General features: G+C 66.3%; 16 protein-coding genes. 10 read left to right on the top strand and 6 right to left on the bottom strand.

Annotated features, from left to right (window positions below):
- Positions 1–418: 418 nt before the first annotated feature.
- A complete protein-coding gene (trhO, locus tag A5892_RS16360; protein WP_064123693.1) occupies positions 419–1369 on the top strand; it encodes an oxygen-dependent tRNA uridine(34) hydroxylase TrhO in 951 nt (316 codons plus the stop codon).
- A 15-nt stretch (positions 1370–1384) separates the two neighbouring features.
- Here trhO and A5892_RS16355 read toward each other — a convergent pair whose 3' ends face one another.
- Together A5892_RS16355 and A5892_RS16350 are read right to left on the bottom strand one after the other, a co-directional pair.
- The gene (locus A5892_RS16355) at positions 1385–1765 is read right to left on the bottom strand and encodes a hypothetical protein (protein ID WP_064123692.1); all 381 of its coding nucleotides are present in this window, start codon (positions 1763–1765) and stop codon (positions 1385–1387) included.
- Positions 1766–1798: 33 nt separating this feature from the next.
- Positions 1799–2809, bottom strand: a complete 1011-nt coding sequence (locus A5892_RS16350; protein WP_064123691.1) for a 1-aminocyclopropane-1-carboxylate deaminase — start codon at positions 2807–2809, stop codon at positions 1799–1801.
- Between the two features lie 167 nt (positions 2810–2976).
- On the opposite strand from A5892_RS16350, the gene A5892_RS16345 reads away from it, so the two are divergent.
- From A5892_RS16345 to A5892_RS16335, 3 genes are all read left to right on the top strand, one after another.
- The gene (locus A5892_RS16345; protein WP_064123690.1) at positions 2977–3456 is read left to right on the top strand and encodes an Lrp/AsnC family transcriptional regulator; all 480 of its coding nucleotides are present in this window, start codon (positions 2977–2979) and stop codon (positions 3454–3456) included.
- 110 nt (positions 3457–3566) lie between these two features.
- Positions 3567–4040, top strand: coding sequence for a YbaK/EbsC family protein (locus A5892_RS16340; protein WP_064123689.1), 474 nt, complete (start codon positions 3567–3569; stop codon positions 4038–4040).
- Between the two features lie 122 nt (positions 4041–4162).
- Positions 4163–5080, top strand: a complete 918-nt coding sequence (locus tag A5892_RS16335; RefSeq protein ID WP_064123688.1) for an aldo/keto reductase — start codon at positions 4163–4165, stop codon at positions 5078–5080.
- Between the two features lie 62 nt (positions 5081–5142).
- On the opposite strand, the gene A5892_RS16330 is transcribed toward A5892_RS16335, so the two are convergent.
- Positions 5143–6039 carry a LysR family transcriptional regulator gene (locus tag A5892_RS16330; RefSeq protein WP_064123687.1) on the bottom strand — a complete coding sequence of 299 codons (897 nt, stop codon included), beginning with the start codon at positions 6037–6039 and terminating at the stop codon, positions 5143–5145.
- A 302-nt stretch (positions 6040–6341) separates the two neighbouring features.
- On the opposite strand from A5892_RS16330, the gene A5892_RS16325 reads away from it, so the two are divergent.
- On the top strand, positions 6342–7376 hold the full coding sequence (locus A5892_RS16325; RefSeq protein WP_064123686.1) for an aldo/keto reductase: 1035 nt from the start codon (positions 6342–6344) through the stop codon (positions 7374–7376).
- A gap of 260 nt (positions 7377–7636) precedes the next feature.
- The gene (gene cls, locus A5892_RS16320; RefSeq protein ID WP_064123685.1) at positions 7637–9052 is read left to right on the top strand and encodes a cardiolipin synthase; all 1416 of its coding nucleotides are present in this window, start codon (positions 7637–7639) and stop codon (positions 9050–9052) included.
- A gap of 97 nt (positions 9053–9149) precedes the next feature.
- Here cls and mqo read toward each other — a convergent pair whose 3' ends face one another.
- Positions 9150–10685: a malate dehydrogenase (quinone) gene (mqo, locus tag A5892_RS16315; RefSeq protein WP_411431757.1), complete on the bottom strand. Its 1536-nt coding sequence runs from the start codon at positions 10683–10685 to the stop codon at positions 9150–9152.
- 350 nt (positions 10686–11035) lie between these two features.
- Between mqo and nadE the strand changes: the two genes are divergently transcribed.
- Positions 11036–11875 carry an ammonia-dependent NAD(+) synthetase gene (gene nadE / locus A5892_RS16310; RefSeq protein WP_064123683.1) on the top strand — a complete coding sequence of 280 codons (840 nt, stop codon included), beginning with the start codon at positions 11036–11038 and terminating at the stop codon, positions 11873–11875.
- Between the two features lie 70 nt (positions 11876–11945).
- Here the strand turns inward: nadE and A5892_RS16305 are convergent, their stop codons facing one another.
- Positions 11946–13097 (bottom strand): EAL domain-containing protein, encoded by a 1152-nt coding sequence (locus tag A5892_RS16305; protein WP_064123682.1) that lies wholly within the window; start codon positions 13095–13097, stop codon positions 11946–11948.
- Between the two features lie 268 nt (positions 13098–13365).
- Here A5892_RS16305 and tadA point away from each other — a divergent pair, with 268 nt between their 5' ends.
- A complete protein-coding gene (gene tadA / locus A5892_RS16300) occupies positions 13366–13854 on the top strand; it encodes a tRNA adenosine(34) deaminase TadA (protein WP_082890518.1) in 489 nt (162 codons plus the stop codon).
- Here tadA and A5892_RS16295 read toward each other — a convergent pair.
- Positions 13796–14437, bottom strand: coding sequence for a chorismate--pyruvate lyase family protein (locus A5892_RS16295; protein ID WP_064123680.1), 642 nt, complete (start codon positions 14435–14437; stop codon positions 13796–13798). The genes tadA and A5892_RS16295 overlap by 59 nt on opposite strands.
- Before the next feature lie 215 nt (positions 14438–14652).
- On the opposite strand from A5892_RS16295, the gene purL reads away from it, so the two are divergent.
- Positions 14653–18576: a phosphoribosylformylglycinamidine synthase gene (gene purL / locus A5892_RS16290; protein WP_064123679.1), complete on the top strand. Its 3924-nt coding sequence runs from the start codon at positions 14653–14655 to the stop codon at positions 18574–18576.
- A gap of 136 nt (positions 18577–18712) precedes the next feature.
- Positions 18713–20230, top strand: coding sequence for a serine hydrolase domain-containing protein (locus tag A5892_RS16285; protein WP_064123678.1), 1518 nt, complete (start codon positions 18713–18715; stop codon positions 20228–20230).

The raw sequence follows: 20230 nt of genomic DNA, 5'->3' as shown, positions 1-20230 counted from the left end.
GCGACGCGGGTTCAAGTCGAGCTCGGAAGGCATGATGGCAATCAGAGAAGGGCCGCTGGAAAGCCGGCTGGTGCTCGCTCCCGCACGATGGCGAGCGCTGGCGTGCCCCGATCTTCGTGCGCATCGCCTATGACCTCGCTATCGGATTCGAGAGGGTCATGCGGTCGAATCGCATCGCTCCGATTTTGGAGCGCTGTGCGCGCATAGGGTACACGAACGGGAGGCACCGCCGCATCTTCCGTCGCTCTGCATACGTCCCGGATCATCGCGCCCCGGATACCGGTGGATGCACCGCCTGGGACGCTGCGCGGGGCGTCCTCGCTCTGCTAGAATCTGCACCGTCCTGGCCGTCACGGTGGCTTGATTCGTTTCATTCGCGGTCCGCCCTTTACGTGGGCGACCACTGTGGAGAATACCGATGTCGCAAGTTTCAAGCGGTGCGGTCGACAGTATCGTCGTCGCCGCGCTGTATCAGTTCGTTACCCTTGAGGACTACGTCGCACTGCGTGAGCCGCTGCGCGAATTCATGTGTGCCTGCGACATCAAGGGCACGTTGCTGCTCGCCGAGGAGGGGATCAACGGCACCGTCTCCGGCAGCCGCGAGGCGATCGACGCGCTGCTGGCGTGGCTCAAGCGCGACGCGCGCTTCGAAGGGCTCGAGCACAAGGAGTCGCTGTGCGCCGAGCATCCCTTCTATCGCACCAAGGTGAAGCTCAAGAAGGAGATCGTCACCCTCGGTGTGCCGGGGATCGATCCTAGCAAACGGGTCGGTACCTACGTCGAGCCGGAGCAGTGGAACGCGCTGCTCGACGATCCCGAAGTGCTGCTGATCGACACCCGCAACGACTACGAGGTCGGCATCGGCACCTTCGAAGGCGCGATCGATCCCAGGACCAAGAGCTTTCGCGAGTTCCCCGAGTTCGTCCGCAGCCATTTCGATCCGAGCCGGCACAAGAAGGTGGCGATGTTCTGCACCGGCGGGATTCGCTGCGAGAAGGCCTCGAGCTTCATGCTCGAGGAGGGCTTCGAGGAGGTCTATCACCTCAAGGGTGGCATCCTCAAATACCTCGAAGCGGTGCCCGAGGCCGAAAGCAAGTGGCGCGGCGAGTGCTTCGTCTTCGACAACCGGGTGACGGTCAAGCACGACCTCAGCGAGGGCGAGTTCGACCAGTGCCACGCCTGTCGCCGCCCGGTCTCGGTCGCCGACCGGGAGTCGCCGCACTATGCTCCGGGGGTCAGCTGCCCGCACTGCTGGGACAATCTGCCGGAGAAGACCCGCCAGGGCGCGATCGAGCGGCAAAAGCAGATCGAGCTGGCGCGTCTTCGCCAAGAGCCCCATCCGATCGGTCGCGACCCGCGTCGTGGCTGACCCGCAAGACACGCCCTAGCAGGTCGGCGGTGGCGCTTCACCGTGCCATCGCCACCTGGCCTCGATCAGCGCTTCGGCGCGCGTCTCTCCATCGAGCTCGATCACGCGATGACCGACCACGCCGCCCAACCAGAAAAGGGCGGCGTGGTCGTCGCATGCCGGCATCAACAGCACCGCTTGTCGGCCGAGTGGTTCCAGCGCCTGCGTCAGCACCGCGCTGGCGCGCAGCTCGTACAGCCGTTCGGGATCGTCGACCACCAGTAGCGCAGTGCAGGGATCATCGACGAGTGCATCGACGAGCGCTGCCAGCAGCCGGGCGGATGGCGTTGCCACGACGATCGCCGCATCGCTGTGGCCGGACGGCGGTACCGCCCAGCGTAAGGGAAGCGAGTCCATGTCCTGGCCCTCGTTGCGCGGCGGCGTCGATGATCATTCGAATGCTTTGCTGTAGGCATCCAGGGCAGGCGCGCCGCCGAGGTGGACGTAGAGCACGCGGCTGCCGGGGGCGATTTCGCCGCTGCGGGCCATGGCTATCAGACCGGCGAGCGATTTTCCCTCATAGACCGGGTCGGTGAGCATGGCTTCGCTCTGCGCCGCGAGCCTGATCGCCGCTATCGTCTCTTCGTCCGGCAGACCGTAGTCGGGTCCGGCGAAGCGGGGGTCGATCACCACGTCCTCGTCGAGGATCGGCTTCGCAAGCTCGATCATCTCCGCGGTGGCGCGGGCGATCTTGGTTACCGCTGCACGGGTCATCTCGGCGTTCGCCGCGGTATCGATACCGATCAGCCGGCGCGGGCGATCCTGGGCCTTGAAGCCAACCACCATGCCGCCCTGGGTAGAACCGGTACAGGTGGCGGTGACCACGGTGTCGAAGAACAGGTCCCGTTCGCGCTCCTGCTGCGCGAGCTCGTCGGCGAAGTTGGCGTAGCCGAGCCCGCCGAGCGGATGGTCCGAGGCACCGGCGGGAATCGCGTAAGGCTTGCCGCCTTCACGCCGCACCTGCTCCAGCGCCCTTTCCCAGGTCTCCTTGACCTCGGTCGAATAGCCTTCGCCCTCGAGCAGCGTCTGCGCGCCCATCAGGCGAGAGAGCAGGATGTTGCCGACCCGGTGGTAGTTCGGGTCGTCCCAATGGGTCCACTCTTCCTGGACCAGCCGGCACTTGAGCCCGAGCACCGCGGCCACCGCGGCGACCTGGCGGGTGTGGTTGGACTGCACGTTACCGATCGACACCAGGGTGTCGCATCCCTGTTCCAGCGCATCGGCCGCCAGCCACTCGAGCTTGCGTACCTTGTTGCCGCCGTAGGCGAGGCCGGAGGAGACATCGTCGCGCTTGGCCCATAGCTCGATACCGAGCTCCTTCGACAGCCGCTTCAAAGGCTGCAGGGGGGAGGGAAAGTAGCCAAGGGTGACACGGGGGAAGCGTTTTTCCAGCTCGAGCATGGCGGATTCTCCTAGGTTGGAATTGTTGTCGCCGACCGCTCCATGTTAGAACCCAGCGGTGGGGAAGGTGCTTTCTTTTTATTGCCCGTAGCAGCCATTATCTGGATACGATTTGCGAATTCAGTAAAGATGGTTCTCTAAAATTGGTAAATGGGGAAAGATTGTTTATGGCTGATGAGCAGCGATTCTCGCCCCTCACCGCGCTCGACCGCCGGATTCTCCAGGCGCTGCAGCAGGATGGCCGACTGAGCAACCGTGCGCTGGCGGAGCGTGTCGGGCTGAGCGCTTCGGCATGCTGGAAGCACACCCAGCGGCTGTTCGAGGACAAAGTGATCACCTCGGTCCAGGCACGGATCGATCCGCGAGCGGTGGATCGCCAGACCATGGTGATGGTCGGTGTGGTACTCGATCGCTCGAGCCAGCAGAGCTTCGAGCAGTTCGCGTCCGCCGCCAGGGCCCTGCCGCAGGTGCTCGAGTGCTACCTGGTCGCAGGCGACATGGATTACTTCCTCAAGGTCCGGGTACGCGACCTGCCCGCATTCAACCGCTTCCACAGCGAACGTATCCTGGCATTGCCCCATGTGCTCCAGGTTCGCACTTTCTTCGTCCTCGACGAGATCAAGGCGGATGGAACGCTGAGCTTCTAGCGCGTAGTGGACACGCCCTGGCCGCTCTCGACCACGTGGCAGCGGCGCCGCGGCCGGAGGTATGCTCTATCGGCCCCAGTCCTTCCCACCCAGCGGCAGAGGAGCCCAGCATGAGCCTCGAGTCGGTTCGCGCCTTCTTCACCACCCACGCGCCCGAGATCGAAGTGATCGAACTCGCCGAGAGTACCGCTACCGTCGAACTCGCTGCCCGCGCCCATGGCGTGGCGCCGGCGAGAATCGCCAAGACCCTGTCGATGCGCGTCGACGGCCAGCCGCTTTTGGTGGTGGCCCGTGGAGACGCAAGGCTCGACAACCGCAAGATCAAGGCCACCTTCGGTGGCAAGGCGAAGCTGCTCGGTTTCGACGAGGTTCTCGCCTTGACTGGCCACCCGGTGGGCGGCGTTTGTCCTTTCGGGCTCGCCACCCCAGTGCCGGTCTATTGCGATGAGTCGCTGCGTGCCTTCGATGAGGTCCTGCCGGCGGCAGGCGCCCCCCACAGCGCGGTGCGCATCTCTCCCGAACGCCTGGCGATGCTGACCGAGGCCCGATGGGTCGACGTCTGCACGCTGCCCGAGGCGCAGTGAGCCGGACTACCCCGCCGCCGCTACCGCTGAGATGGGCCTGATGAGCGATGAGTTCCCGCTCGTGCTTTGCTTAGACTGGAAATTCCTCGATGTTCAGTCAACGCATAGATGGAGCCGTTGTGATGAATCTTTCTCGACGTGATTTGCTCCTCGCCAGCAGCGCCCTGATGCTCGCCGGCAACATCCCCTGGCGCTCGGCTTTGGCCACCGAAGGTGCGCCGCTGACCAAGCCAATTCCCGCAGCCGACGAAACGCTGCCGGTGATCGGTATCGGCACCGCGCGGCGTTACCAGGGGGCGAGCGCAGAGGCGCTGGTGCCGCTACGCGAGGCCTTCCAGCGTTTCGTCGCGCAGGGCGGCAGGGTGATCGACACCGCACCCTCCTATGGCGATGCCGAGCGAGTGGTCGGTGAACTGATCGCATCGCTCGACATCCGTGACCAGCTGTTTCTCGCTACCAAGGTCAGCAGCAGCGGGCGTGAGGCGGGCGTGGCGCAGATCGAGCGTTCGTTCGAGCTTTTGGGCACCGAGATGATCGACCTGGTCGCGGTGCACAATTTCCAGGACACCGAAACCCAGCTGGAGACTCTCAGGGACTACCGCGACCAGGGACGGGTGCGCTATGTCGGCGCGACCACCTGGGTGGAGCGACAGCACGATGAGATGGTGGAGTGGATCGAGCGCGGCGGGCTGGATTTCGTCCAGGTCGACTATGCGATCGACAATCGCGCCGCGGCCGAGACCGTGCTGCCCGCCGCCGAGGCCAACGGCGTAGCGGTGATGGTCAACCTGCCGTTCGGTCGCGATCGCCTGTTCGACAAGGTGCAGGGCCAGGCGCTGCCCGATTGGGCGGCGGAAATCGACTGCCGGAGCTGGGCGCAGTTCTTCCTCAAGTACGTGGTCTCGCATCCAGCGGTGACCTGCGCGATCCCGGGAATGGCTAACCCGCGCTACGTCGATGACAACCTCGGCGCCGCCGTCGGACGGATGCCCGATGCCGGAATGCGCCGAAGGATGGAGGCGTTGATCGATAGCCTCTGAACCAGTGCCTGCGACTGTGCCTGGTAGCTCCGCTCGGTCGGTATCCAACCATTTGCCCTGGCTCAGTCGAGGCGAAGCCGCGCGGTGAGGAAGTCGAGCATCGCACGGGTTCTCGAGGCGAGGTGACGGCGATCATGATAGAGCGCGTGGATCGCATCGGAGTCCTCGCTGGCGAAGGGTTCGAGCAGCGACACCAGCGCGCCGCGCCGGATATCGTCGAGGACGTGGAAGCGGGTCAGCCGGCTGATACCCACTCCGGCGAGCGTCAGTTCGCGCAGGGTTTCTCCGTCGCCTGCGCTGAGGCTGCCGGCGACCGGCACGGCGCGCTGCTCGCCGTCGATGGTGAAGCGCCATTCGCTCAGCTGGCGGCGAAAGTTGAAGTCGATGCAGTCGTGGGTGATGAGCTCGGAAGGCGTGCGCGGCACGCCGCGCCTGGCGAGATAGTCGGGAGAGGCGACGATCAGCTGCGGGCTGCGGCCGAGATAGCGCGCGATCAGCCGTGAGTCCGCCAGCGCACCGTGGCGGATCACCAGGTCGGTGTGCTGCTCGAACGGGTCGATCAGCTCGTCGGTGAGGGTGAGATCGACCCGCATCCGGGGGTGGAGGGCGAGGAACTCGGGCAGCAGCGGCAGCAAAAGCCTGCGGCCGAAGGGCACCGAGACGTTGAGTTTCAACACCCCCTGGGGCTCGCTCGCCTCGAGCCCGACCGCGCTCTCGGCGTCCTCCAAGTCGGCGAGGATCTCCTGGGCGCGGTCGAAGAACAGCCTCCCCTCGGCGGTCGGTTGGAAGCTGCGGGTGGTGCGGTTGATCAGCCTGGCGCCGAGCCGCGCCTCGAGACGCTGGATCAGCTTCGCCACCGCCGAAGGCGTCATCTCCAGGCGCCGCGCAGCGGCGGCGAAGCTGCCCGATTGCACCACCTGGACGAACACTTCCATCTCTCCGGAACGATTGCTGTCCATTCACTGTTCCTGAATTAGTGAATTTAATTCACTTCTCAAAGGTAGACGGGAACTCTACTCGCTTAAATTGCGTTCCGACATCATGGCGGCTCCTTTCCACTCATGGAGAAGCCGCGATGCCGCGCGCGCCACGGACTCGAACTGCTGCCTTGGTGCGCCGCTGCGGTGCCGGCGTTGTCGCTGCCGAGCATGTTGCCGGCGCATCGCGGCGACCGCGGTCGGTTCGAGGTGGGTAGCGCCTCGCCGAGCTGCCGAGTGAAGCCGTGAACGTGCCAATCGAACCAACGAAGGAGAGCCGATCCATGGAGTATCGAACACTTGGTGCCTCCGCGCTGGAAGTGCCGGCGTTGAGCTTCGGTACCGGCACTTTCGGCGGCGCTGGGCCGCTGTTCGGTGCTTGGGGCAATACCGACGTGAAGGCCGCTCGACGGTTGATCGACATCTGTCTCGAGGCCGGGGTGAATCTCTTCGACACCGCCGACGTCTACTCCCTCGGCGCCTCGGAGCGGGTGCTGGGTCAGGCATTGGCGGGGCGCAGGGCGCAGGCGTTGATCTCGACCAAGATCGGGTTACCGATGGGCGATGGGCCTGAGGATGCAGGCACCTCGCGCCGTCGACTGATGAGTGCGGTCGAGGCGGCGCTGAAGCGGCTTGCGACCGATGCGATCGACCTGCTCCAGCTCCATGCCTTCGACGCGGCAACGCCGATGGAGGAGGTGCTCGCGACCCTCGATGGGCTGGTCCGCTCGGGCAAGGTGCGCTATGTCGGGGTGTCCAACTTCTCGGGTTGGCAGCTGATGAAGGCGCTGTCGATCGCTAAGCGCGATGGTTACCCCCGCTACGTGGCGCACCAGGTCTACTACTCGCTGATTGGACGCGACTACGAGTGGGAGCTGATGCCGCTTGGGCTGGATCAAGGCGTAGGCGCCCTGGTCTGGAGTCCGCTCGGCTGGGGCCGGCTCACCGGCAAGCTGCGTCGCGGCGCGCCGCTGCCCGAGCTCAGTCGACTGCACGATACCGCAAGCTTCGGCCCGCCGGTCGACGGGGAGCGCTTGTTCGACATCGTCGATGTGTTGGCCGAGCGCGCCGAGGAGAGCGGCAGGAGCGTCGCCCAGGTGGCGCTCAGGTGGTTGTTGCAGCGCCCGAGCGTCTCTTCGGTGATCATCGGCGCGCGCAACGAAGCGCAGCTGCGTGACAATCTCGGTGCGCTCGGCTGGTGCCTGAGCGCCGAGCAGATGAAGCGCCTGGACAGCGTCAGCGCCGTCGAGGCGCCTTATCCCTACTTTCCGTACTATCGCCAGGAGGGCTTTGCCCGGCTCAATCCGCCGCCGGTATGACCCTTGCTCAAGGCAGCGCTGCGGCGGGGACGAAGCAAAGCTTACGGCCGCCAAGGTCGTGATGCAGTGGAGCCGACCTGCGCGTCGTTGCCCCAGGGGCGCGGGCACCGAGCTGGATGTGGCTGAACATGGGAACCTCCTTGCGAGTAAGAGAATCGACTAGTCTGTGAGACGATTTCCGTCCCCTGGAGCCAGCCGATGTCTTCTGATCCCGCAATGCTTTTCTCCTCCGCGCGACTACTCGTCCCGGAACCCGCCGCGTGAGCACTACCTCACTGTTCGGCCTGTTCCTGATCCTGGTCCATATCGCTGGCATCATTGCGGCGCTCGATGCGGTGCGTCGAGCGCGCACCACTCAGGGTGCGATCGCTTGGGCGGTGCTGCTGCTGTCGTTTCCCTATTTCGCGCTGCTGCCTTATCTGGTCCTCGGCAGCGCGCGTTTCGAGCGCTACGTTGGGGCGCGGCGCCAGGAAAACCGCCGGATGCGCGAGCGGGTACCGCATCTGCCGTGGGATCTGGACGCCGAGCATGATGCAGTCGATGGGCTTCCAGCCTCAGCGAGGCTGACCCGGATGCCATTGCTGCACGGCAACCAGGTGCGCCTGCTGGTCGACGGGGAGGCGACCTTCGCTGCGATCTTCGCCGCGATCGAGCGCGCCGAGCGCCAGGTGCTGGTGCAGTTTTTCACCATCGCCGACGATGCGCTGGGCCGTCGGCTGTTCGATGCGCTGCTCGCGCGGGCGGCCAAGGGCGTCGAGGTCTATTTGCTGTGCGACGAGATCGGCAGCCACGGACTGCCGTCCGCCCACCTCGAGCGGCTGCGCGCCGGCGGCGTCAAGGCCTACAAATTCGTCACCCAGAGCGGCTTCGGCTTCAATCGCTTCCAGATCAATTTCCGCAATCATCGCAAGCTGGTGGTGGTCGACGGCGAGCAGGCGTTCATCGGCGGCCACAACGTAAGCCTGCTCTATCTTGGCGCCAAGCCTCCGCTCGCGCCTTGGCGCGATACCCATATCGCACTGGAGGGGCCGGTGGTCGGTTGCCTGCAGTACACCTTCGCCGAGGACTGGTACTGGAGCGCGGGCGAGCTGCCCACCCTCTGCGTGCCGCCGCGCAGGGACGCAGGCCAGATGCGCTGCCAGGCGCTGCCCTTCGGTCCGGCCGATATCTACGAGACCTGCATGCTGTCGCTGGTCGAGGCGATCAATCGGGCGCGTCGTCGGCTATGGCTGACCACGCCCTATCTGGTGCCCGACGAGGCGGTGAGCGCGGCGCTGACGCTTGCGGTGCAGCGCGGCGTAGAGGTGCGCATCCTGGTGCCGTCGCGGCCCGATCATCTGATCGTCTATCTCGCCAGCCAGTTCTGCGCTCGCCAAGCGGTGCACGATGGTATCGAGATATACCGTTACCTGCCGGGGTTCATCCATCAGAAGGTGTGGCTGGTCGACGACGACTTCGCGGTGATCGGTAGTGCCAATCTCGACAACCGCTCGCTGCGGCTCAATTTCGAGCAGATGGTGGCGGTGTTCGACCAGGGATTCGCCTCGGAGGTGGCTGCAATGCTCGAGCGTGATTTCGAGCAGGCCCGGCGGCTCGATCGCGCCCAGCTCGACGCGGTGCCGCGCTGGCGCCAGGCCGTTGAGCGGGTCGCCCACCTGTTCTCGCCGGTGCTTTGAGCCGTGAGCGAGAGGGGAGGAATGGAGCAAGAAAGAGATGGAGCGAGGAAAAGAGCCTCGCGCGAAGCGAGGCTCTCGGGTCGGGTACTCTCGGGTTTCAGGCCTGCGCCGGCTGCGGGGTGAGCTCGAGTACCCGATGGGTACGTTCACGGACTTCGGCCAGCCGTTTACCGTCCTGGGCCAGCTGTCCGGCGCGGGCGGTGAAGATCGCGCCAAGGCGGGACTGCCAGTCTTCGCTCTGGTAGCGCTCAGGGAAGCAGCGCTCGATCAGTTGCAGCATCGTAGACACCGCGGTGGACGCACCGGGTGAGGCGCCGAGAAGGGCGGCGAGCGAGCCGTCGGCCGCGGTGACCAGCTCGGTGCCGAACTCGAGCTTGCCGCCGCGCTTGGCGTCGCGCTTGATGATCTGCACCCGTTGACCGGCGATCTCGAGACGCCAGTCCTCTTCGCTTGCCTCGGGGAAGAACTCCCGCAGCGCCTCGATGCGCTGCTTCGGCGTCTGCAGCACCTGCCCGACCAGGTACTTGACCAGCGAGAAGTTGTCACGCGCCACCGAGAGCATCGGGCGCAGGTTGTCGGCGCGAACGCTGAGCGGCAGGTCGAGCGGAGAGCCGGTCTTGAGGAACTTGGTGGTGAAGCCTGCGAACGGACCGAACAGCAGCGAAGAGCGGCCGTCCACTACCCGGGTGTCGAGGTGCGGTACCGACATCGGCGGTGCGCCGACCGATGCCTGGCTGTAGACCTTGGCCTTGTGCTGGGCCACCAGCTTGGGGTCGTCGCAGCGTAGCCACTGGCCGCTGACCGGGAAGCCTGCATAGCCCTGGGCTTCGGGGATACCGCTTTTCTGCAGCAGCGGCAGCGCGCCGCCGCCGGCACCGACGAAGACGAAGCGCGCGCGCAGCTGGCGGCTGCGCTTGCCGTGGTCGACGTCGAGCTCGAGCAGCCAGTCGCCGTTCGCCTCACGCTCGAGGCTCGCGACTCTTTGCTTGTAGCTGACCCGTGCACCGCCAAGGCTGTCGAGATGGCGCAGGAGCTGGCGGGTGAGCGCACCGAAGTCGACATCCGTACCCTGGTCGACGCGGGTCGCGGCGATCGGGTCATCGCCCTTGCGCCCGCGCATCAGCAGTGGCGCCCACTCGGCGATCTGCTCGGGACTTTCGCTGTAGCGCATGTCGGCGAAGCAGGGGTGGGCGCTCATCGCCTCGAAGCGCTTGCGCAGGAACTCGACGTCCTTGGCACCGCGCACGAAGCTCATGTGCGGCACCGGATTGAGGAAGCGACGGGCCGATTCGATCGCGCCCTGCTCGATCAGATAGCTCCAGAACTGCTTCGATTCCTCGAACGCGGTGTTGATCCGCACCGCTTTCTCGATGCTGATCGAGCCATCTTTGTTGCGTGGTGTGTAGTTGAGTTCGCACAGCGCGGCGTGACCGGTGCCTGCGTTGTTCCAGGCGAAGGAGCTCTCCGAAGCGGCGCCGTCGAGCTGCTCGACGATTTCCACCTTGGCCTCTGGGTCGAGCTCCTTGAGAAGTACCGCCAGCGTGGCGCTCATCACGCCGGCGCCGATCAAGACTACATCTGCCGTTTCTGTCGCAGGTTGGTTCATCCGCTCAATGTCCCCGGAAACGCTCATGCTGTGAGATGAAAATCGTACGCTCCGGCTGCGAGGATGCGTACGAAAGCCGCCATGACGCGACGGACTGGGGCCGCCTTCGGTGTTCGGCGCGGCGGTCATTTTTGCATATCGAGCGGCTCAGGCCGAATAGGTCTCGGCCGACCAAAGTCTAATTTCGTCGATGCCGGACCAGCCCGCGGGCTCGTTCTTCCAAGTATGAGCCAGTCGCTGGCGCTATGCTCGCCATTGTCTGGCGAGCGGCCTCGCGGTAGGCAGTAGCGAGGACAGCGGCTAATCTAGGCGCTCCTTGCGTCGAGTCGCCTGGCTCGCACGCGCACCCCTCCATCGTTGCCGGGCCCGATACGACCATGAGCACACTGCGTCAGACCATCATCGCCGAACTCGCCGTCAAGCCGGAAATCGATCCCGTCGCCGAGATCGCGGCGCGGGTCGAGTTCATCCAGCGCTACCTGCGCGCCACGCGCGCCAAGGGGCTGGTGCTGGGGATCAGCGGCGGCCAGGACTCGACCCTCACCGGGCGGCTTTGCCAGCTCGCCGTCGAGGGCCTGCGCGAGGCTGGCGAGGCGGTGACGTTCTATGCCGTGCGGCTGCCCTATGGCGTGCAGGCGGATGAAGCCGATGCCCAGGTATCGCTTGGCTTCATCCGCCCCGATGAGGTGGTCACGATCAACGTGAAGCCGGCGGCCGATGCCCAGTCGGCGAGTGTCGCGGAGGCAATGGCGGCAGTGCTTGGCGGTGAGGCCCGGCTGCGGGACTTCGTCCGTGGCAACGTCAAGGCGCGCGAGCGGATGGTCGCGCAGTACGCGCTGGCGGGACAGCTCGGCTGTCTGGTGGTCGGCACCGACCATGCCGCCGAGGCGGTCACCGGCTTCTTCACCAAGTACGGCGACGGCGGCGTCGACCTTACCCCACTCACCGGCCTGACCAAGCGCCAGGGCGCGGCGCTGTTGCGCGAGCTCGGCGCGCCCGAGAGTACCTGGAGCAAGGTGCCGACCGCCGATCTCGAGGACGATCGCCCGGCGCTGCCCGATGAGGAGGCGCTGGGGCTGCGCTACGCTGAGATCGACGACTACCTGGAGGGACGCGAGGTGAGCGCCGTCTGCGCCGAGCGGGTCGAAGCGATGTTCCTCGCCACCCGTCACAAACGTGCGGTGCCGGTCACCCCGTTCGATGACTGGTGGCTTTAGGGGCCACCTTCGCCGCGGCGCAGGCATCGACGATGCGCAAAGACCCGGCCCGCGACCCGGCGGCGCGTGATCAGTGCCGGGCGATGATCACCGATATCCCGATCAGGACGCCATCTTCGTCCCGGACTGGGTGTGCGTCGAGCCGCGAGGTGCCCGAGGCATCGAGCGAGCAGCCGAAAGCCGTGTCGTCGCCCTGGCGCAGCTGCTGGTGCCATTGATGGCAGGCCTGGTCCATCGGTGGGGGCAGCAGTTGGTCGAGCCGGCGTTCGTCCAGCCTGCTCGCATGCGGCATCTCCCGCTGGAACAGTGCGTTGGAGTCGACATGGCCAAGGGTCGCGTCGTAGAAGCCCAAAGCCATCGGTAGTCGGGCATACAGCGTGCGCAGCTCCATCAGTCGATGATGCTGGCGCGCCGGCTTTTGTGGAGCCGGCGAGATGCCCCTTTCCATAAGCAGGCGAAGGGTCTCCGTCGCCGGCTGTGGACGGCCGAACAGCCAGCCCTGGCCAAGATCGCAGCCGAGTGCGATCAGGCAAGCGGCCTGGGTGTGCTCCTCGACGCCTTCGGCGACGATGCGCATGCCCAGGCTGTGCCCGAGGCCGATGATCGCGGAGACGATCTTGCGGCTGGCGCGGCGACTGTCGAGCGAGCGCACGAAGTTCGCATCGATCTTGAGCGTGTCGAACGGGAAGCTTTGCAGTCGGTGGAGGCCCGCGACGCCTGCACCGAAATCGTCGAGTACCAGGCCGACGCCCAGACATTTCAGCCGCTCGATCTCTTCGAGCGCAATGGACATGTCGCTGAACAGCGCGGTCTCGGTGATCTCGACTTGCAGCCGCGAGATCGGGAAGCCACTGTCGATGACCCGATCGATCAACTGCCCGGTCAGCTTGGCGCGCTGCAGTTGGGGCGGCGTGACGTTGACCGAGAGCTTGAAATCCCCAGGCCAGCTCGCTGCCTGTTCGCAGGCACGCGCGACCAGGCCGAGGCAGAGGGTGTCGAGCAGGCCCTCGCGCTCGGCGAGGGGAATGAACACTTCCGGAGGGATCGTGCCCAGCTGCTGGTCATGCCAGCGTGCCAGCACCTCGAAACTCGATATTCGCTCACTGCGCAGGTCGACCAGCGGCTGGAAGTAGGGAACGATGGTGTCACTATCGATCGCCTTGCTCAGTCGGCGAGACAACTGCTGCGGTGAGTAGCGGGCAGGCCAGCTGTGGTGGTGCATGGGCTGCGCTAAGCGTGGTCGGAGTACACCGCTGGCCTTTACTGTTAGGGGCAACATGGCTCCGTTCCTGGCAACGTCCGGGACTGGGATCGTGATACACGATAGAAGTTGTTCGGAAAACTCGAGCCACTGGTCGACGGCTCAGCCGCAGTACGCTGCGCAATGAGCCGATTCTACCTGAGAATTCGAGCATTCATGTCACGCGTTGATCGGCTGAAACGAATATCCCGATTCAGTGACGCCAACGCGGTTACGGAAATACATCGGCATGCAGCCAAGAAGTGATGAGTACTATATGTATCGCGCCCTCGATCAAGCGCATCGAGCGCTCGCCGAGGGCGAGGTGCCGGTGGGCGCGGTGGTGGTCGACGCGAAAGGGGAGATCATAGGCGTTGGGCACAATGCGCCGATCTCCCGCTGCGACCCTTGCGCCCATGCCGAGATCGCCGCAATGCGAGCAGCAGCCGAGCGGCTCGGCAATTACCGGCTGATCGGCTGCACGCTCTACGTCACCCTCGAGCCTTGCATGATGTGCCTGGGTGCCGCGGTCAACGCGCGTCTCGCGCGAGTGGTGTACGGCGCCGCCGAACCGAAGACCGGCATGGTCGAATCCCGTGCCAACCTGATCCAGCAGCCCTGGCATGCCCACCAGCCGAGCGTCGAGGCCGGGCTGCTGGCGGCAGCCTCCCGGCGGCTGCTCAAACGGTTCTTCGCTGCCCGGCGAAGCGCCGCTCGGCCAGCGACCAGCGGGGAGTGAGCCTTGGTACTGCCGCGCCCACGGCGAAGCCCGACCAGAACCCGCTGAGAAAGCACTCGGCCACCAGCAGCGGCTCGCCCTTGCGGAGAAAGCGCGAACGCCGCGCCAGCGGGGCTCGCAGGGGAACGATCGTGCGGTCGCAAGCCGGGTCGTCGCCTTCGCATCTCGCGATCAGAACGCCGAGGAAGTCGCTCGGCGTGGGCCGGCACCAAGTGAACGCATCCCGGCGAATCGCAGGGTCGCCATAGAGGCTTTCACCGAGCGGGCGCGATCCACGCCCGCGCAGGCTGCGCCAGACGCCGCGCGAGGCGGGCAGGGGGGTGACGCTGCGCGCGGCGACGCAGGGTACGCCATCGAGACGCATCAGCACCTCGCGTATCCATGCAGGGCCGCCCGGGCGCACGCCGAGCGCCCAGGCTTCGTCCATTCCCAACCGCTCCCGCCGTTCGCTCAGCGGCTCGAGGCTGAACGTACCGAGTGCGCGCAGGGCTTCGGTCAGAGCCCCGGGGAGGAACAGCCAGGTACGAGAGGTGCGATCGAGGCGAAAGGCGGTTGACCGCCAAGCGGGGGATATGACCGGCATGCGTGGCTCCATGGCATGTTGCGCCCCGCGCATTGTATACGAGCGCGGCATTCGAGTGTGTCCGCCGAGCACGCCGCGCCTTCGCCTCGAGGGGGCTTTCCAGTATCATTGGCGCTCCCCGCAGGACACCGGTCCCAGCGACGGCCGCCATTTCCACGGGCGCCTTCGCGACCACCGTCCTCGTTCGTTTCGCCATCTCTAGAGGCTGCGTCGCCATGCTCGAACTGCGAGGTGCGAGTGCACTTTCTGCGTTCCGTCACGCCAAACTGCTCGATCGCCTGCGCCAAGCGGCGCCGGACATCGAGGCGCTGTTCGCCCATTACATCTACTTCGTCGATCTGCGCGGCGAGCTGGATGCACTGAGCCGTGCGCGGCTTGCCGAGCTGCTGGGGGCCAGCGATGAGCGTGCCGCCCCTGGAGAAGGCGCGCTCTATCTGGTGGTGCCGCGCCTCGGCACGCTGTCGCCTTGGTCGTCGAAGGCCAGTGAGATCGTGCGCAACTGCGGTCTCGACGGCGTAGCGCGGGTCGAGCGGGGCATTGCCTACCGGGTTTCCACCCGAGGCCTGCCGAGTGCCGAGCAGTCGCAGGCGATCGCCGCGGTTCTGCACGACCGCATGACCCAGACGGTACTGTTCGACTCGAGCGACGCGGCCAAGCTGTTCGAACAGCACGTGCCGCGGCCGCTCGCCGAGGTCGAGGTGATCGAGCAGGGGCGCGCGGCGCTCGAACAGGCCAACAAGCGCCTTGGGCTAGCGTTGGCCGATGACGAGATCGACTATCTGGTCGAGGCCTTCCAGGGGCTCGGGCGCAATCCGACCGATGTCGAGCTGATGATGTTCGCCCAGGCCAACTCCGAACACTGCCGGCACAAGATCTTCAATGCCGACTGGACGATCGACGGCGCGCCCCAGCCACGCTCGCTGTTCAAGATGATCCGCAACACCCATGAGCGCTCCCCCGAAGGGGTGCTGTCGGCCTACAGCGACAACGCCGCGATCATCGAAGGGCCCGAGGCCGGACGCTTCTTCCCCGATCCCGAGAGCCGGGTCTACGGTGCGCACCCTGAGCCCGTGCACATCCTGATGAAAGTGGAGACCCACAACCACCCGACCGCGATCGCTCCCTATCCGGGGGCGGCGACCGGTGCCGGTGGCGAGATCCGTGACGAGGGCGCCACCGGGATCGGCGGTAAACCGAAGGCGGGCCTGACCGGCTTCAGCGTGTCCAACCTGCGTATTCCCGACTTCGTCCAGCCCTGGGAAGCGCACGACTACGGGCGTCCGGAGCGGATCAAGAGCGCGCTCGAGATCATGATCGAGGGGCCGATCGGCGGGGCTGCGTTCAACAATGAGTTCGGCCGTCCCAATCTGGCCGGCTACTTCCGTACCCTCGAGATCGATGCGGTAGGCGCCAACGGTATCGAGCGGCGCGGCTACCACAAGCCGATCATGATCGCCGGCGGTTACGGTAACGTCCGCCCCGGGCATGTCGACAAACGCGAGATCCCGGTGGGCGCCAAGCTGATCGTCCTCGGTGGACCGGCGATGCTGATCGGGCTGGGCGGCGGCGCCGCCTCTTCGGTCGCCTCCGGCGGTTCCGAGGCGGCGCTCGACTTCGCCTCGGTGCAGCGCGACAACGCCGAGATGGAGCGTCGGGCCCAGGAGGCGATCGACCGCTGCTGGGCGCTGGGTGAGGACAATCCGATTCGCTTCATCCACGACGTCGGCGCGGGCGGACTCTCCAACGCCCTGCCCGAGCTGGTCAAGGACGGTGGGCGCGGTGGACTGTTCGACCTGGCCGCGGTACCCAGCGCCGAGCCGGGGATGAGCCCGCTCGAGCTTTGGTGCAACGAGTCCCAGGAGCGCTACGTACTGGCGGTGGCGGCGGACGATCTCGAGCGCTTCGATGCGATCTGCGCCCGCGAGCGTGCGCCCTATGCGGTGGTCGGCGAGGCGCTCGAGGCGCACACCCTGACCGTGCGTGACGGTCGTATCGAGCGGGCCGAGGCGGGCGAGCGCGCGCCGATCGATCTGCCGATGAGCGTACTGTTCGGCAAGCCGCCGAAGATGTCGCGCAGCTTCGAGCGCCGGTCGATCGAACTGCCGGGGGTGGATCTGGAGAATCTCGATCTGCGCGAGGCGTTCGAGCGCGTGCTCAGGCTGCCCGCGGTGGCTTCCAAGAGCTTTTTGATCACCATCGGCGACCGCTCGATCACAGGCCAGGTCGCCCGCGACCAGATGGTCGGCCCCTGGCAGGTGCCAGTGGCGGACTGCGCGGTCACCACCAGTGCCTTCGACACCCATGCGGGCGAGGCGATGGCGATGGGCGAGCGTACGCCGAGCGCGATGATCGACGCTGCCGCCTCGGCGCGCATGGCGGTCGCCGAGACGATCACCAACCTCGCCGCCGCGCGGATCGGCAAGATCCAGGACATCAAACTGTCGGCCAACTGGATGAGCGCTGCCGATCATCCTGGCGAGAACCAGGCGCTGTTCGATGCCGTCCACGCGGTCGGTATGGAGCTCTGCCCAGCGCTCGGCATCGCGATCCCGGTGGGCAAGGACTCGATGTCGATGCGCACGGTGTGGCGCGACGAAAAAGAAAACCGCGAGAAATCGGTCACCGCGCCCCTGTCGCTGATCGTTTCCGGCTTCGCCCCGGTACTCGATGCGATGGCCACGCTCACTCCGGAGCTTGCGCGTGACGAACCCAGCGTGCTGCTGCTGATCGATCTTGGCCGCGGTCGCCAGCGCCTCGGCGGCTCGGCGCTGGCGCAGGTATACGGTCAGGTGGGCAGCGAGTGTCCCGATCTCGACTCGAGCGACGATCTCGCCGCGTTCTTCTCCACCATCCAGGCGCTCAACGCCGAGGGCAGGCTGCTTGCCTACCACGACCGCAGCGACGGTGGACTGGCGGTGACGCTTGCCGAGATGGCCTTCGCTGGCCGCCTCGGCCTCGAGGTCGCGCTCGATTCGATCGTCGAAGAGCCTCACGGGGTCGCAGCGGCGCTGTTCAACGAGGAGCCGGGTGCGGTGATCCAGGTGCGCGCCGACGATCTCGAAGCGGTGCAGGCTCGCCTGGTCGAGGCGGGCCTGGGAGATGCTTGTCATCCGATCGCGCTGCCGCGCGACGACGATCGGCTGAGCTTCACCCTGTTCGGCGAAGCGCTGCTCGAGCTGCCGCGTACCGTGGGGCAGCGGATCTGGGCCGAGACCAGCTATCGCATCCAGGCGCTGCGTGACAATCCCGAATGCGCGCAGCAAGAGTTCGATGCGCTGCTCGACGAGCGCGACCCCGGGCTCAATGCGAGCCTGGGCTTCGACGTCGACGAGGACATCGCCGCGCCCTACCTCGGCCTTGCTACCCGGCCAAGGGTCGCGATCCTGCGCGAGCAGGGCGTCAACGGCCAGCTCGAAATGGCGGCCTGCTTCGATCATGCCGGTTTCGAAGCCGTCGACGTGCACATGTCGGATCTGCTCGAAGGACGTGTGAGCCTCGAGGGCTTCAAGGGGCTGGTCGCCTGCGGCGGTTTCTCCTACGGCGACGTGCTCGGCGCCGGTGGCGGCTGGGCCAAGTCGATCCTCTATCACGGCCAGGTGCGCGATCAGTTCGCCAGCTTCTTCGAGCGTGTCGATAGCTTCTCGCTCGGGGTCTGCAACGGTTGCCAGATGCTTTCCCAGCTCTCTGAGCTGATTCCTGGCGCCGAGCAGTGGCCGCGCTTCGTGCGCAACCGTTCAGAGCAGTTCGAGGCGCGCGTGTCGATGGTCCAGATAGAGAAGTCGCCGGCGGTGTTGCTCGCCGGCATGGAAGGCTCGCGCATGCCGATCGCGGTCGCCCACGGTGAAGGTCTGGCCCAGTTCCGTGACGATGGCCACCTGCGCTCGATCCAGAGCCAAGGGCAGGTCGCGCTGCGCTACGTCGACAACCATGGCAGTGCCACCACTCGGTATCCGGCCAACCCCAACGGTTCTCCCTCCGGGATCACCGGACTGACCACGCCTGATGGCCGAGTGCTGATCATGATGCCTCACCCCGAGCGCGTCGCTCGTGCGGTCACCAACTCCTGGCGTCCGCGCGAGTGGCGCCGGGACGGTGCCTGGATGCGGATCTTCCGCAACGCGCGGCGCTTCGTCGACTGATCCGCTCTCACTGTAGCAATGCCATCCCGGGGCGGGAGCGCTAAAGCGTTCCCGGCTCCATGGTATTTGTCCGCCTTGCCAGCCCGCGGTCCGCGGGCGATCCTGGCCGAACCTCTTTTGGCTATCGGAGAGTTCGATGCTCGACTGGAATGCTGCCCAGCGGCTGGTAGAAGCGCGCTGCGCGGTCTGGGAGACGGGGGCCCAGCCGGGTGGCGCGATCGCGCTGTTCGACGCATCCGGCGTACGAGCCAGCGCCGCCGGCGGGTTGAGTGACCTCGGCCGTGATGAGCGCTTCTCGCTCGACAGTCGGGTACGCTTCGCTTCGCTGACCAAGCATCTTTTCGCCGTGCTGCTGCTGCGTCACGGTAATGGGCGGGTCGCGCTCACTGATTCGCTCGGCAAGCACCTGCCGTCGCTGCGTGGAGCGGTCGCGCAGGTAGCGGTGGGACGAGCGCTGGATATGAGCAGCGGCCTGCCGGACCTGCGCGAGACGCTGTCGCTGCTCGACCTGCGGATCGAATCGGTCACCGAGGCGCCGGCGCTGCTCGATTTCATCTCCGGGCTCGAACGGCTCAACTTCACCGCTGGCAGCGAAGTCTCCTATTCGAATACCGGCTACCGGTTGGTCGAGGCCGCGCTCGCGGGCCAGGAACTGCCGTTCGCCGAGCTGCTCCAACGCCACATCGCCTTACCCCTGGGGGTACGGTTCGATGCCCCCGAGCACTGGGACGAGCCGCTGCCCGGACTGGCACCGGGCTACTGGCGTAGCGATGACGGCTGGCGGCACTCCTTCGCCGGCCTGCACCTCTCGGCCTCCGGCAGTGCGGTCGGCAGCCTCGCCGCATTGTGCCGCTGGCTCGGCGAACTGCTCGCTGAACGCGGGCCCTGGGCGGGAATGCTCGCCGAGCTCGGGGCACCGAGAAAATTGGCCGACGGCACGCCGAGTGATTATGGGCTCGGCATCGCGCGGCTGCGCTTGGGCCGGCATACCCTGTTCGGCCACGGTGGCTCGCACCCTGGCTACAAGGCGCACTTCCTGCTCGCACCCGAGCGCGGCGTCGGTGCCGCGGTCGTGGCCAACCGTGAGGACGCACCGGCCTTCGAGCTGGCGCTGGAAACTCTCGCCACATTGCTCGGCGAGGCGCTCCCCATTCGATCAGCGCCGTTCACCGATGGTCTCTACGTCGATGCCGCGGGTGGTCCCGAGTGGCTGGAGATCCGGCGCAGCGTGGCGAGCCACCTGGGCACGGGCGTTGCCTTGCACCAAGGGCGCGACGGCGCGGCGGTCTCGCTCTCCGCTCACCTGCCGATGGCGCTGCGACAGCGCGGCGAGGAGGTCGCTGGACGGCTGTGTGGCCGCGAGCGGCGCTGGCGGCCAGCGCGGATCGCGACGGGTGGCTGTGAGGTGCTGGAGGGAGAGTGGACGTTGCCGCAGTGGAATGCCGGGTTCTCGATCGACGCTGGCACGCTGCTCGCCGGCATCGGGCCTGTCCGGCGGGACGCGCGACTGACCGCGCTGGGTGGCAATCGTTGGCTGGCCGAGCGCAGGGACGGGCCCTGGGCACAGCGGTTCGGCCTGTCGCTCGATCCCGACGGCCGGCTGTCATTGCGCTCCCACCGCAGCCGTGTGCTCCGCTTCGTGCGCCGGGGCTGA

Origin of the sequence: Halotalea alkalilenta, assembly GCF_001648175.1 — a bacterium.
In the GTDB taxonomy this organism is placed as follows: Bacteria; Pseudomonadota; Gammaproteobacteria; order Pseudomonadales; family Halomonadaceae; genus Halotalea; species Halotalea alkalilenta_A.
The sequence above is the reverse complement of the archived record's forward strand: the minus strand, read 5'-3'. Positions and strand labels throughout refer to the sequence as shown.

Bases quoted from the DNA above. Each gene is read 5' to 3' on its own strand.
- trhO (WP_064123693.1), top strand. From the start codon at position 419: ATGTCGCAAGTTTCAAGCGGTGCGGTCGACAGTATCGTCGTCGCCGCG.
- A5892_RS16355 (WP_064123692.1), bottom strand. From the start codon at position 1,765: ATGGACTCGCTTCCCTTACGCTGGGCGGTACCGCCGTCCGGCCACAGC.
- A5892_RS16350 (WP_064123691.1), bottom strand. From the start codon at position 2,809: ATGCTCGAGCTGGAAAAACGCTTCCCCCGTGTCACCCTTGGCTACTTT.
- A5892_RS16345 (WP_064123690.1), top strand. From the start codon at position 2,977: ATGGCTGATGAGCAGCGATTCTCGCCCCTCACCGCGCTCGACCGCCGG.
- A5892_RS16340 (WP_064123689.1), top strand. From the start codon at position 3,567: ATGAGCCTCGAGTCGGTTCGCGCCTTCTTCACCACCCACGCGCCCGAG.
- A5892_RS16335 (WP_064123688.1), top strand. From the start codon at position 4,163: ATGAATCTTTCTCGACGTGATTTGCTCCTCGCCAGCAGCGCCCTGATG.
- A5892_RS16330 (WP_064123687.1), bottom strand. From the start codon at position 6,039: ATGGACAGCAATCGTTCCGGAGAGATGGAAGTGTTCGTCCAGGTGGTG.
- A5892_RS16325 (WP_064123686.1), top strand. From the start codon at position 6,342: ATGGAGTATCGAACACTTGGTGCCTCCGCGCTGGAAGTGCCGGCGTTG.
- mqo (WP_411431757.1), bottom strand. From the start codon at position 10,685: ATGAGCGTTTCCGGGGACATTGAGCGGATGAACCAACCTGCGACAGAA.
- nadE (WP_064123683.1), top strand. From the start codon at position 11,036: ATGAGCACACTGCGTCAGACCATCATCGCCGAACTCGCCGTCAAGCCG.
- A5892_RS16305 (WP_064123682.1), bottom strand. From the start codon at position 13,097: ATGCACCACCACAGCTGGCCTGCCCGCTACTCACCGCAGCAGTTGTCT.
- tadA (WP_082890518.1), top strand. From the start codon at position 13,366: ATGCAGCCAAGAAGTGATGAGTACTATATGTATCGCGCCCTCGATCAA.
- A5892_RS16295 (WP_064123680.1), bottom strand. From the start codon at position 14,437: ATGCCGGTCATATCCCCCGCTTGGCGGTCAACCGCCTTTCGCCTCGAT.
- purL (WP_064123679.1), top strand. From the start codon at position 14,653: ATGCTCGAACTGCGAGGTGCGAGTGCACTTTCTGCGTTCCGTCACGCC.
- A5892_RS16285 (WP_064123678.1), top strand. From the start codon at position 18,713: ATGCTCGACTGGAATGCTGCCCAGCGGCTGGTAGAAGCGCGCTGCGCG.